The sequence below is a fragment of the Mesorhizobium sp. P2_A12 genome, assembly GCF_056405075.1.
The window spans coordinates 39,656-52,807 of the sequence record NZ_JBFUCU010000010.1; the positions used below are offsets into that span (position 1 = coordinate 39,656).

General features: G+C 62.9%; 11 protein-coding genes. 3 read left to right on the forward strand and 8 right to left on the reverse strand.

Translation table 11 applies throughout. The features are described 5' to 3' along the window. Positions 1–4: 4 nt before the first annotated feature. The 5 genes from AC1DZU_RS21200 to AC1DZU_RS21220 all read right to left on the reverse strand — a co-directional run bounded on the left by AC1DZU_RS21200 (position 5) and on the right by AC1DZU_RS21220 (position 6,602). Positions 5–1,627, reverse strand: coding sequence for an ABC transporter ATP-binding protein (locus AC1DZU_RS21200; RefSeq protein ID WP_477288001.1), 1,623 nt, complete (start codon positions 1,625–1,627; stop codon positions 5–7). Beyond that, entirely contained in the window at positions 1,624–2,493 is an 870-nt protein-coding gene (locus AC1DZU_RS21205; protein ID WP_477288003.1) for an ABC transporter permease, read from the reverse strand. Before AC1DZU_RS21205 ends, AC1DZU_RS21200 begins: the two co-directional genes overlap by 4 nt. After that, complete coding sequence (locus AC1DZU_RS21210) at positions 2,490–3,437, reverse strand: ABC transporter permease (RefSeq protein ID WP_477288005.1); 948 nt, start codon at positions 3,435–3,437, stop codon at positions 2,490–2,492. Before AC1DZU_RS21210 ends, AC1DZU_RS21205 begins: the two co-directional genes overlap by 4 nt. A 247-nt stretch (positions 3,438–3,684) precedes the next feature. Further along, positions 3,685–5,163: an ABC transporter substrate-binding protein gene (locus AC1DZU_RS21215; RefSeq protein WP_477288007.1), complete on the reverse strand. Its 1,479-nt coding sequence runs from the start codon at positions 5,161–5,163 to the stop codon at positions 3,685–3,687. A gap of 158 nt (positions 5,164–5,321) precedes the next feature. Beyond that, positions 5,322–6,602 carry an acetylornithine deacetylase/succinyl-diaminopimelate desuccinylase family protein gene (locus AC1DZU_RS21220; RefSeq protein WP_477288009.1) on the reverse strand — a complete coding sequence of 427 codons (1,281 nt, stop codon included), beginning with the start codon at positions 6,600–6,602 and terminating at the stop codon, positions 5,322–5,324. Positions 6,603–6,822: 220 nt separating this feature from the next. Between AC1DZU_RS21220 and AC1DZU_RS21225 the strand changes: the two genes are divergently transcribed. From AC1DZU_RS21225 to AC1DZU_RS21235, 3 genes are all read left to right on the forward strand, one after another. After that, positions 6,823–7,251, forward strand: coding sequence for a L,D-transpeptidase (locus AC1DZU_RS21225; RefSeq protein ID WP_477288011.1), 429 nt, complete (start codon positions 6,823–6,825; stop codon positions 7,249–7,251). 350 nt (positions 7,252–7,601) lie between these two features. Further along, positions 7,602–8,810, forward strand: a complete 1,209-nt coding sequence (locus AC1DZU_RS21230) for a carboxylate--amine ligase (protein ID WP_477288013.1) — start codon at positions 7,602–7,604, stop codon at positions 8,808–8,810. Between the two features lie 157 nt (positions 8,811–8,967). Then, complete coding sequence (locus AC1DZU_RS21235; RefSeq protein ID WP_477288015.1) at positions 8,968–10,188, forward strand: NAD(P)-binding domain-containing protein; 1,221 nt, start codon at positions 8,968–8,970, stop codon at positions 10,186–10,188. On the opposite strand, the gene AC1DZU_RS21240 is transcribed toward AC1DZU_RS21235, so the two are convergent. The 3 genes from AC1DZU_RS21240 to AC1DZU_RS21250 all read right to left on the reverse strand — a co-directional run bounded on the left by AC1DZU_RS21240 (position 10,167) and on the right by AC1DZU_RS21250 (position 13,136). Further along, positions 10,167–11,000, reverse strand: coding sequence for a class I SAM-dependent methyltransferase (locus AC1DZU_RS21240; protein ID WP_477288017.1), 834 nt, complete (start codon positions 10,998–11,000; stop codon positions 10,167–10,169). The two genes, AC1DZU_RS21235 and AC1DZU_RS21240, sit on opposite strands and share 22 nt — an antisense overlap. Before the next feature lie 108 nt (positions 11,001–11,108). Continuing rightward, the gene (locus tag AC1DZU_RS21245; protein WP_477288222.1) at positions 11,109–12,095 is read right to left on the reverse strand and encodes a lipid A biosynthesis lauroyl acyltransferase; all 987 of its coding nucleotides are present in this window, start codon (positions 12,093–12,095) and stop codon (positions 11,109–11,111) included. A gap of 12 nt (positions 12,096–12,107) precedes the next feature. Then, a complete protein-coding gene (locus AC1DZU_RS21250) occupies positions 12,108–13,136 on the reverse strand; it encodes a zinc-binding dehydrogenase (RefSeq protein ID WP_477288019.1) in 1,029 nt (342 codons plus the stop codon). Positions 13,137–13,152: the final 16 nt, after the last annotated feature.

The window sequence follows — 13,152 nt, forward strand, 5'->3', positions numbered from 1 at the left end:
AGGGCTAACCTTGTTCCTGCATCCGCCGAGCGATTGCCCGGTGCAGGTCCGGGGCGGCGGTGACCAGCGCCTTGGCGGCCTCGGATTGCGGGTGATCCAGCACCTCGTTCGTCTTGCCGCGCTCGACGATCTTGCCGTCATGCATGACCAGCACCTCGTCGGTGATGGCGCGGGCGACGGTCAGGTCGTGAGTGATGAAGAGATAGGCGATGCCGAGTTTTTGGTTGAGCTCGGCGAACAAATCCAGGATCTGGGCGCGGATCGAGACGTCGAGCGCCGAGACCGGCTCGTCGGCGACGACAAGTTTGGGGCGGGTGATGATCGCGCGGGCGATTGACAGGCGCTGGCGCTGGCCGCCGGAAAACTCATGCGGATATTTGTCCATGTCGCGCTGGTCGAGGCCGACCTCGTGCAGCGCATGCGCCACCATCTCGCGGCGCTCGGCGCGCGTCGGCTTCTTGTCCAGCACATGCAGGGGTTCGGCGACCAGTTTTTCGACCTTCTGGCGCGGGTCGAAGGAGCCATAGGGGTCCTGGAAGACAACCTGCATGTCACGCCGGGCAGGCTTCAGCTCCGCTTCGCTCCTGCCGGTGATGGCCTCGCCGCGAAACCGGATCGTCCCCGAGCTTGGCCGGTCGAGCGCCAGGATCATTCGGGCGAGCGTTGACTTGCCGCAGCCGGAGCGACCGACCAGCGCCACCGATTGGCCCCGCGCCATCGACAAGGAGACGTCATCGACGGCGCGGATCGCTGACGCACGGCTGAACAGTGAGGTGTGCCGGCCCGGATAGTCGCGGGTCACGCCCTCGACCTGAAGCAGGGGTTGGGCCGATCCGACGTCATGCGGTCCTGCCCGCGCCGGCACATGCATCGAGGCCTGCGCCAGCTGGCGCGTGTAGGGATGGAGCTGTTCGGACAGCGTGCGCGCCGTGTCGCCGGTCTCCATCACCTCTCCGCGGCGCAGGATGGTGATGCGATCGGCCATCTCGGTCACCACAGCGAGGTCGTGCGAGATCAGGAGCAGGCCCATGCGGCTCTCCGCGACGAGGTCGCGCAACAGTTCGAGGATCTGCGCCTGCAGTACCACGTCGAGCGCCGTCGTCGGCTCGTCGGCGATCAGCAGCTTCGGTTTCAACGCGCAGGCGATGGCGATGACGACGCGCTGGCGCTGGCCGCCGGACAGTTCGTGTGGATAGCGCGACAGCGGGAATTTTGCCGAGGGCAGGCCGACGCGGTCGAGAATTTTTCGCGCCCGCTCCTCGGCGTCGGAGCGGCTTGCCCTGGTGTGCCAGCGTATGCCCTCGGCGACCTGTTCGCCGATGGTCTTGACTGGATTGAGCGCCGTCATTGGCTCCTGGAACACCATGCCGATGTCGTCGCCGCGCAGCGCGCACATCTGGTCCTCGGTCGCCGCTAGGATGTCGATGCCGTCGAACGAGACGCGCCCGGTGGCTCGCGCGGCATGTGGCAAAAGCTGCATCACTGTCAGCGCGGTCATCGACTTGCCCGAACCGGACTCGCCGACCAGCCCCATCACCTCGCCGGGCGCGACGGAAAGCTCCACGCCTGTGAGGATCGGCGTATCGCCGATGGTCAGCGACAGGTTCTCGATGTCGAGCAGGCTCATCGCTGCCGCCGCGATTTCGGATCGAGGATGTCGGCGATGCCATCGCCCAGGAGGTTGAGCCCAAGCACGGTGACGACGATCGCCATGCCTGGAAAGATCGCCATCCATGGCGCCACCACCATGCGGGTCTGCGCGTCGAACAGCATGCGGCCCCAACTCGGCATTGGCGGCTGGGCGCCAAGGCCCAGATAGGAAAGGCCTGCTTCGGCCAGGATGCCCAGCGCGAACTGGATGGTGCCTTGCACCAGAAGCAGCGTGGCAATGTTGGGTAGCACATGTTCGATGCTGATCTGGGTGCTGCTCTTGCCGGCGGCACGCGCGGCAAGAATGAACTCGCGCGGCCAGATCGCCAGCGCGCCGGCGCGGGCGACGCGGGCAAAGACCGGAATGTTGAATATGCCGATGGCGATGATGGCGTTGACGGCGCCCGGTCCGAAGATGGCGGTGATCATGATGGCCGACAGCAAGGCAGGGAAGGCGAAGACGAGATCGTTCAGCCGCATCAGTGCCTCGTCGACGAGGCCACCGCGCGCCGCGGCAAAGGCGCCGAGCGGCACACCGATCCCCATGCCGATGCCGACCGCGACCAATGCCACGGCAATCGAATTGCGGGCGCCGACCATGACCATCGACAGGATGTCGCGGCCGAAATGATCGGTGCCGAACCAGTGCGCCAGCGAGGGGGCTCGCATCTTGTCTGATATCACCAGTTTCGTCACGTCGTAGGGTGTCCAGACGTAGGAGATGATCGCCATCGTCAGGATCAGCGAGGTGATGACGAAGCCTGCAACGAAAGCGGTGTTCCTGAACGCCTTGGCCAGGATACTGCCGAACGTCTCCTCGGGGATGTCGATGTGCAGCGTCATTGCCGGCTCCTCAGGCGCGGATCGACGACTGCATAAGAAAGATCGACGAGGAGGTTGACGGCAATGACGGCGGCGACCAGCAGCATGACGACGCTTTCGACGACGATCAGGTCGCGCTGCGTGATCGCCTGGAACACCAGCCGGCCGAGCCCGGGCAGATAAAAGACATTCTCGATGATGATGGTGCCGGCAAGCAGGAAGGCGAACTGCAGGCCAAGAATGGTCAGCACCGGGATCATGGCGTTGCGCAGCGCGTGCCGCCACAGCACTGCGCGATAGGGCAGGCCCTTGGCGCGGGCAGTGCGGATATAGTCCTCGTGCAGCACCTCGATCAGCGCCGAGCGGGTGACGCGCGCCAGGATGGCCGCCTGCGGCAAGGCAAGCGCCACTGCCGGCAGCAGCAGCGATTTCAGCGCCGGCAAGACGCCGGCGCCCCAGCCGGGAAAGCCGCCGGCCGGGACCAGTCGCAGCCAGACGGCGAAGACATAGATCAGCATCAGCGCGAACCAGAAATTGGGGACAGCGACGCCAAGCTGAGCAGCGCCCATCGCCACCGTGTCGCCGGCCCGTCCGCGCCGGCTGGCCGAAAACAGGCCGACCGGGATGGCGATGATGGTGGAGAGTGCCAGCGCAATCAGCGCCAGCGGCAGGGAGACAGCCAGCCGCTCGCGCACGAGATCGATGACCGGCACCGAATAGGTGTAGGAACGCCCGAAATCGAGGCTGAGCAGGCCGCCGGCCCAATGCAGATAGCGCCAAGGCAGCGGTGCGTTGAGGCCCATCTGGTTGCGCAACAGCTCGACCTGGTCGGCGCTGGCGTTCATGCCCAGCATCAGCCGCGCCGGGTCGCCGGGCAGGATCTCCAACACGGCGAACACCACCATGGAGGCCAGCACCAGCGTGGCGACGGCGATGGCGAGGCGCTTGAGGAGATAGGCGGTCATGGGGCCGCTGCGTTGCCGAGGGCAGACAACAAGTGACGATAGCGTTCTGCGACGCCCCCCTCTGTCCTGCCGGACATCTCCCCCTCAAGGGGGGAGATCGGCAATTTCAGCGCAGGCGCCACAAAGGCTTCATTGATGAATGGCGAAAGCGGTGACAAGAGCGAAATCTCCCCCCTTGAGGGGGAGATGCCCGGCAGGGCAGAGGGGGGCGCGAAGGGGCGCAAGCGTCACCTCTTGGCCAACAGCCTCACTCGCTCCACTTCACCTTGGTCAGGTCATTGGCCTGGATCGGGGCGTTTTCCCACAGCCCTTGCAGCTTGGCATCCCAGACGCCGACCTTGGCCAGTTCGAAGAGGAAGCCGACCACGGCATCATCGGCCAGGATCTTCTGCGCCTGTCCGAGCAATTCCTTGCGCTTGGCCTCGTCGGAGGTGAGGTTGAGGTCGGCAATCACCTTGTCGAAGGCGGGGTTGTCGTAGTTGAAGTAATAGTCCTTGCGCGAATAGATATCGATGTCGTTGGGCTCGGTGTGCGAGACGATGGTCAGGTCGTAATCCTTCTTGGTGAACACCTGATCCAGCCATTGCGCCCATTCGACCGGGATGATCTTGAGATCGATACCGACGTCGCGAAGTTCCGAGGCGATGATCTCGCCGCCGAGCCGCGCGTAGGAGGGCGGCGGCAATTTCAGCGTCGCCTTGAAACCGTTCTCCAGTCCCGCTTCCTTCAGCAGTTCCTTGGCCTTGGCGACATCATGCGGATAACGGTCGGTGAGGTCGACATAGTCCTTGTTGGCCGGCGACATGTGCGAGCCGATCGGCTGGCCGAGGCCGGCCGAGGCGCCGTCGATGATCGCCTTGCGGTCGAGCGCATAGGAGATCGCTTGTCTCACCTGCAATTTGTCGAAAGGCGGCTTCTTGTTGTTGATCGACAGAAGGGTTTCGCCTTCGGTCGCGCCGATCACCACTTTGAAGCGCGGGTCGTCCTTGACCTGCGCGACGCTGTCGGCATCGAAGAACGGGAAAGCCTGGATGTCGCCCGACAGAAGCGCCGGCACATAGGCCGCCGCATCCGGCACGATGCGGAACTCGGCCTTGTCGAGGGACACCGGCGTGCCCCAGTAGTTGTCCGACTTGACCAGCGTGATCGACGACCCCTTGGCCCAGCTCTGGAATTTGAACGGGCCGGTGCCGATCGGCTTCTCCTTGTTGGTGTCGGCCGATTCAGGCGCCACGATCACCGCGTCGCCCCAGCCCATATTGTAGAGGAAGGAGCCTTGCGGGTTCTTCAGCGTCACCTTGACCGTTGCCGGATCCACCACGTCGACCTTGTCGATCGCGGCGAACAGACCCTTCTGCGCATTGACCGAATTGTCGGCGCGGGCGCGGTCGAGCGAGAACTTCACGTCGCTGGCGTCGAAATCGGTGCCGTCATGGAATTTGACGCCGGTGTGCAGCTTGAAGGTGTAGACCTTGCCATCATCGGAAATGGCCCAGCTTTCGGCCAGATCCGGCAGCACCTCGCCATTCGGCCCGATGCGGGTCAGGCCCTCGAACACATTGGCGTAGAGAACCTCGTCGATGGCCGCGGCAGCACCGGCGGTCGGATCGAGGTGCGGCGGTTCGAGCGGGATGCCGATGACGAGGTCGGTTCGCGCGGCGAATGCCGACGTGCCAGTGGCCAGGGACAGCACCGCTGCAGCCAGAATGGTTTTCCACAATCTCATCGTGCGACTCCCCATGCGTTTCAGACGTGCTCAAACCCGGGCGATAGAAGCGTGATTTGGCCACGGAGTAAATTGCGTTTCGTTCTGCCCGGCAGGATGGCTGGGGATGTTTTTGCCACGACAGTCCTGTCGGCAGGTGGAAGCTTGTTGCGATGCGACTATCCCGTGGCTGTGTCGCGCAGCAGCACGTTGAGCCCGATCGCCATCACCTTGGCCGCTTCGACCATGTCCGATATCCCGACCCATTCGTCCGGCCGGTGGGCGAGGTCGAGAATGCCCGGGCCATAGGCGATGCAATCATAGATGTGGCCGATGCGGGCAATGTGCTTCTGGTCGTAGGTGCCGGGCGAGATGACATAGTCCGGTTCGCGGTCGAAGATCGCCATGATGCCTTGCGCCACCGCCTTGACCACAGGCGCGTCGCGCTCAGTCATCAGCGGCAGCACTTCCATCAGGTCGCGGATCTCATAGTCGAATTTTTTCCGCTCGCGCTTCAGCCGGTCGAGAATGCCGGTCACTTCACCTTTGACCGTGTCGAGGTCCTCCTCGAGCAGGAAGCGGCGGTCGATGGTCAGCCGGCAGGAATCGGGCACGTTGGGCGAAGGCAGGCCGGGCCGGAAATCCTCGGTCTGGCCACCGTGGATGGAGTTGATGTTCATGGTCGAGCGCTTGGCGCCTTCGGGCACGACCGGCATGCGCGTCATCTTGCGGTCGAGCGCGGGGAACAGTTCATCCTCGAACGCCTGCAGCACGGCGCCCATATGGCGCACCGCATTGTCGCCGAGAAACGGCATCGAGCCGTGCGCGATCTCGCCCTTGGTTTCGATCTCCGCCCACCAGACGCCGCGATGACCAAGGCAGATGCGGTCCTTGTTCAGTGGCTCGGGAATGATGACGTGGTCGACCCTGGGTTTCGAAAAATAGCCGAGCCCGGCCAGATAGGCGACGCCCCCGAAGCCGCCGGACTCCTCGTCGACAGTGCCTGATATTTCGATGGCGCCTGGAAAGTCGGGAAACACCTCCATGAAGGCCTCGGCTGCAATGACCGAGGCGGCAAGGCCGCCCTTCATGTCGCAGGCACCACGGCCGTAGACCTTGCCGTCCCGGACGACGCCGGCAAAGGGATCGACGGTCCAGCCGTCGCCCGCCTCGACAACGTCGATATGCGAGTTGAAGTGGACGCAGGCACCCGGCGACCGTCCGTCGAACCGTGCAACGACATTGACACGCGGGTAGCGATCGGTGTCGCCGGGCGTGCCTTCGGCACGGATGATTTCGGTCTCGAAACCACTCTTCTTCAATCGCGCACGGAGATATTCGGCACATGGCCGGTAGGCTTCGCCGGGTGGGTTGATGGTCGGAAAACGGATCAGGTCGGCGGTCAGCGCGACGACATCGTCGCGCCGGTCATCGATTGCCTTGAGGAGTCGCTCGTTCATGCGACGAGTTGAGCAGCGATATCAGCGGTTTTGCAAGCCCGACGGTGAACAGACCGGTGCGGCGTGTCGTTGCGGCAACTATCGCGCGAAATCGTTCAAATTCGCTGCTTTGGATTGGCGAATTGGTCAAGGAGTGCGTGCTATCCGTTCGCTGCCATTAAAAAGATGAAAAACAAAGTGATGGCAGGCAAGTAAGGGGCAATCAAAGGGGTTTGATCGCATGAAAAAGACTGTTCTCATGGCAGCCATGTTTGTCGCGATGCTGTTCGGAGCTGCGGGGCAAGGCTGGGCGGCCAGCCTCGTTGCAAACATAGACGTGTCGTCGCAGACGATGACGGTCAGATATGGCTTTTCGGTGTACCGGTGGAGCGTGTCCACCGCGCGATCCGGCTATTTCACGCCGCGTGGCACCTACCGGCCGCAACGCACGGCACGGATGTGGTATTCGCGCAAATACCATATGTCGCCAATGCCTTATTCCGTTTTCTTCCATGGCGGCTATGCCATCCATGGAACCGGCGCCGTCAGGCAACTCGGCAGGCCGGCATCGCATGGCTGCGTGCGGCTGCACACGGCCAACGCCGCGACCTTCTATTCGATGGTGCGGGAAGTGGGTTTCGGCAACACGCGGATTGTCGTGACGAACTAGGCCGTCGGCATCTTCCGGATCCGCGGCGCAGTCTTGTCTTATGTTAGCCGGTTCAACGTCGGTGGATCGCTGAACCGGTCAACTGTTTGCTGGCACTTTTCCTGATTGCTATGGCCGTCGAAGCCAGTGGCATGTCGGAACGCGTACATTCTTGGCCGACTGCCGGGGTCTCTTTCCAACGCGGCGCCAATTTTCATTACCATCTAGAAAGCATTGGTATGAGACTTTCCGTGGGTGGTGGCGGCCCCTGGGCGACCAGTTTTCTATATTGGATGTCTCTTACTTTTTGCAGGCCAGTCAATCGGTAACCAGAAGTCTCGCCACTGCGCACCGATTGTCGGAATTGACAGATGCTCTCCCAGCCAGAAATGGACGATCGTGTTTCCAGTCGACCCGCCGGGGTGGTTATTCTTGGTGGGGCGCACGGGACGCTGGCGCTGGCCAGGAGCCTTGGCGCACAGAAAGTGCCGGTCTGGTTGGTAAGCGCGGACACACCTTTGCCCCGCTTTTCGCGTTACGCGCATCGGCAGATGATGTGGCCCGGCCCCGAGGATGACGGCGCCGTTGCCTTCTTGCTCGACCTGGCTGCGACACAGGGATTGGGCGGCTTTCTTCTGGTTCCCGGCGGCGACCCTGAAGTTCGCCTGGTGTCGCAATCCATCGAGCAACTGTCCGATGTATTCGACGTGGTGCTGCCACCATGGCAGCAGCTGAAATGGGTCTGTGAGAAGCCGCTCCTGTATCGCCGTGCCCGCGAACTGGCGCTCGCCATTCCGCTGACATACGAGTTTACTTCGGTCGAGCAGGCAGGGGCGGCCGAGCTTCGCTTTCCCGTCATCCTGAAGCCGAACATGGGCGGGCGCAGCCGTTTCGCCCGTGCAAAGGCCATTCTCGCCAACGATCAGGCGTCGTTTCTGACAACCTACAAATGGGCCGCCGAAGAGATCGGTTTCGAGAATGTCGTCGTTCAGGAAATGATACCGGGAGGAGGAGAAAACCAGTTTTCCTACGCGGCGCTTTGGAACCGGGGTGCGCCGGTGGCCGAGTTCACTGCCCGCCGCAGCCGGCAATATCCGGTCGATTTCGGCTACACCAGCACGTTCGTGGAGGTCGTCGACGAGCCGCAACTGATCGACGCCGCGCGCCGTCTTCTTGGATCGATCGGCCACCACGGACTGGTGGAGGTCGAATTCAAGCGCGACCCCCGCGATGGCTCGTTGAAGATACTCGATGTCAATCCGCGACCCTGGACATGGTTTGGGCTTGCCGCTGCCGCGGGCGTCGATCTCGGCGCCATGCTTTGGGCGATCAGGTCGGGCCGCGAGGTCGGGGCGGTCTCGGCGCGACCGAATACATCCTGGATGTATTTGGTTCGGGACTTGGTGGCCGTCAGCAAGTTGATCTCAAGTGGCCGGCTGACAAGGCAAGCCTATTTGCGCTCGTTCGGTTCGGTACGGACATGGGCGACATTCACGGCAAGCGACCCAATGCCGGGCCTGATCGACATACCCTTGACCATGTGGAGAGTGCTGACGAGGCGAATACTTCGCAGACGGTGAAACCATTAACCGACAACGCCAGGTCATCTGCCGGACAGGCGGTAGGATGCGGTTCATTTCCGCATTCTTAACCTGGGAATGTTTAGGACGACAGGGTGTCCGACCGGGTTTCAGTCGGGATCAGGCGTCGAGAAAACGGAACCACGAGACCAGTGACATGATCGCGCCCATGCCCAGGACCGATTGCGAGGTGGCTGTGATCGGTGCCGGACCGTTTGGGCTGGCCGTTGCTTCCGCCCTCAAGGCGGCGGGCATAGAAACGCTTGCCTTCGGTGGCGCCATGTCTTTCTGGCGCGATCACATGCCAAGAGGCATGAGGCTGCGCTCACCCTGGCACGCGACCTATATCGGCCACACCAAAGGGCCGCTCTCGCTCTATTCTTACGCAGCGGTCCTTGGAATCTCGCCGCGCGAACCGCTGCTGCTTGAAAACTTCGTCGACTATGGACTGTGGATACAGGCCCAAACGGTTCCCGATCTGGATACGCGCATGGTTGGCCGTGTCGAGACGGCGAGGGGAGGGTTTCGCCTCGCCCTTGCTGATGGTGATGCCGTCCAAGCGCGGCGTGTTGTCGTTGCCACCGGGCTGATGAACCAGCAGATGATCCCCGCCGTGTTCAATGGAATGCCCGCCGAACTGGTCAGCCATGCCAGCGAACATCCCGGCTACGAGGCCTTTCGCGGCAAACGGGTTGCCGTCATCGGGCGCGGGCAGAGCGCCTGCGAATCCGCGGTGCTGCTCAAGCGTAGCGGGGCGGATGTCGAACTTGTCTGCCGTGGCGACATCCATTGGCTCGGGTATCGAACGCTGTCGGGAAACAAAAGCTGGAGTTTGCGCGACTTCGCTTCGGAGCGTCTTGCGTCTCCCTCTAGGGTCGGCCCCTTCCCACTGTCCTGGCTGGTCGAAGTTCCAGGCTTCGTGCACCGGTTTCCGGAGGCAGCCAGAGACGGGCTCAACACCCGCAGTCTTGGGGCCGGCGCGTCAGGCTGGCTGAAGCCGGACTTCGATGGAATAACGGTCAATGCTGGCAGCAGGATTGTCGGTGCTGCCGCCAAGGACCACGCCATCGAACTGCGGTTCGAGAAGGATGTCGCCACCTTCGATCACGTGCTGCTGGGAACTGGCTACCGGATCGATATCGCCAGGCTCGGGCTGTTCGCGCCCGATGTGCTTGCCGCCATCGCGCGCCGGGAAGGGATCCCGGTGCTCTCCGCGGGCTTCGAGTCGAGCATTCCAGGCTTGCATTTCGTCGGTGCGAGCGCCGTCGGCAGTTTTGGCCCGCTGATGCGTTTCACTGCCGGCACGCCATACGCCGCGCGCAATGTCACGCGTTTCGTCAAGGCCAGAAGCAAGAGCTACGCTCCGGCGCGAAACTGAAAGACCGCGTAGTCGATGGTTCGGATCGCATCGAGGAAGCCAGGCATCGGCGGCACGGGAAGTTCGATGAAAACGCCGGCCTCGCGGATTGCCGGCCTTGCCCAATCGATGGCGCGATGGCTTGAGCTTCCGTAGACGATGAAGCAGTCCCGCCTGTGCCGTTCAAGCGACGACACGAGATTTTTCAGAACGATGTCGAAAACGTCCTTGGAAAAAGGATTGTAGAAATAAACCACCAGCGGCGCATCGGGAAATTCGTAGGCCGCCGCGTCCGCCTCGATGACACTGAGCGCGCGGCATTTCTGCGACGGATCCCTGAAGCGCCTTATGTTGCTCCTGGCGATTTCGACCAGTTCGCGAGCAAACTCCACCCCGATGATCTCTGCAAACGGATAGCGCGACGCCAGCAACAGCGTTCGCGATTTTCCTGAGCCGATATCGATGAATGTATGGCCCTGGAGGTCCTGGGGCAGCGACTTCATGATGAAATCAAAGGTCTTCGGCGAGGTGCATACGGCTTCGTTGCCCTTGCTGCGATGCGGGCCGACGACATCCAGCGCGGCGAGCTGGATCGAACCGGCCGTATCGACATCGTGCCGGCGATCCCATTTTCGCGCGAGGCGGTCGGCGACGATATAGCGGACGTTCCGCAGGACAAAGCCAACGCTCGCGCCGATCCCATGCTGACGAACGAGCCTGACCGGCTCCAGCAAGCCTCGCTGGCGGATAAAGGACCAGGCCCTGCCAAAACGGCCAAACGAGCGGTCTTCGAGCCTATCCCGGTCGGCGCGACGCGTTTCGAGACTAACCATGCAACGGTCCCAGCCGATGAACATCCCTGGGATATCTGCGCCCCGGCCGTTTAAGATTCCCTGACCAACAAAGCTACGAATGTCAGGACCGGTGGCCAATCAACGGGCTTAGGCGCCAGCGACTGGCGCTCCCGCCTGCGGGGGCCGCTTTCTGCGCCGGCCGCCGATCTCCCACCTTTTGTGGAACCACATCCACTGGCCGGGGTCTTCGCGCACCCAGCGCTCGACCACGTCGTTGAGAAGCTGGGTGGTGGCGTGGACGTCGACGATGCCGTCAGCGGTGCGCGGCAAGGTCAGCCTGTCCTCGATTTCGAGCCGGAAGCGGTTGCCCGGAAGCCTGACGCAGCGCGCCGGATAGACGTCGCAGTCGTAGTGACGGGCAAGGGTGCCCAGGACGCGATTGCTCTGACAGGGTCGGCCGAAGAATGTCGTCTCCAGGCCGTTGGAGAATTTCTGGTCGACCAAGACGCCAATGTTGCCGCCATTCTCCAGGACCCCGGCCAACGCGAACGAGGCGCCGGCCATTGATGGCAGCAGCGATCCCATGGTCGAGCGGCGCGTCGAGAGGATGTAGTCGGCGAGATAGGGGTTGTTGGGCGGGCGAAACAGCGCCGTGATGTTCATGCCGAAGGTCGCTGCGGCCACCGGCAGCAATTCGAAATTGCCGAGATGGCCGGTGAAGACGATATGCGGCTGCTTTTCGGCGGCGATCTCGACGAAGTGTTCTATCCCCTTGACCTCGACGCGTCCCGGGCTGGTGGCTGCGGGATCGTAGTCGAACAGGGCGTCGAGAAAGATGTATTCGGCGGCCAGGCGGGCCATGTTGCCCCACATATCGGAGGCGATGGCCTGGATTTCGGCTTCGCTCTTTTCCGGATAGGCCTTGCGCAGATTGTCGACGGCGACCTGATGGCGCCCTACCCGGGGGCCGACACGGCGCGCGACGCGGTCGGCGAAATTCAGTGCGCTGTCGGCCGGCAGCAGGCGCAGGACCGAGATGATCATCATCGCCGCACGCGCCACCAGCCAGTAGTTCAACTGGCGCAACTGCCTGCCATAGCGAAATTTGAGATCCCGGCGAAACTTCTTGAGCACTGAGGTCAAGCTCTAGTCGACGCGCAGGATGATCTTGCCGAACACGTCGCGGCCTTCCATGCGCTTCAACGCGGCATCGATATCGTCGAAGCCGACTTCGGTGTCGATGACCGGTGCGACCTGTCCCGCCGCCATTTTCTGCATGGCGTTGGCCATGTTCTCCATGCGGCAGCCGAAGGAGCCGAGCAGTTTCAACTGCTGCTGGAACAGCTGCATCAAGTTGATCTGCGTCGACACGCCCGAGGTCGAGCCGCAGGTTACCAGGCGACCGCCGCGCTTCAGGCACAGCATCGAGCCGGCAAAGGTGTCGGCGCCGACATGTTCGAAAACGACATCGACGCCCTTCTTCTTGGTCAGCTTGCGCACGACGCCTTCGAAACGGTCGTCGCGATAGTTGATGACATGGTCGGCGCCGAGCGCCCTGGCCTTGTCGATCTTGTCGTTCGAGCCGACCGTGGTGATGATCGTGCAGCCCATCCGCTTCGCCAGCTGGATGGCCGCCGAGCCGATGCCGGAGCCACCCGCATGGACCAGGATGGTTTCGCCTGGCTGCAGCCGGGCATTGTCGAACAGCATGTGCTCGACGGTACCGAAAGTGACGGGCGCAACCGCGGCACCGACATCGGTCACGCCGGGCGGGGCGGGGACCAGAAGGCGTGCCGGCAGGTTGATCTTTTCCTGCGCGAAGCCGTCAAGGTGGAAGCCGTGAACCCCCGAGACATGTTCGCAGAGATTGTCGCGGCCTTCGCGGCAGGCACGGCAAAGGCCGCAGGTGTGCGCGCCGTAGATCGAAACCAACTGTCCGGGCAGCAGGCTGGAAACGCCGGGACCGACCGCCTCGACCTCGCCGGAGGCTTCCGCACCGACGACCAGCGGCAGCTTGCGCTTGGCGAAGGCCATGCCGCGCCAGCCCCAGACGTCGATGTGGTTCAGCGCCACCGCCTTGATGCGCAGCGTGACTTCGCCAAGTGCCGGCGGCGGGGGAGGCGGCAGGTCCACCGTTTCAAGACGGCGGTCCTCGATAAGTTGCAGTGCGCGCATGGAGCCTGTCGGTTCT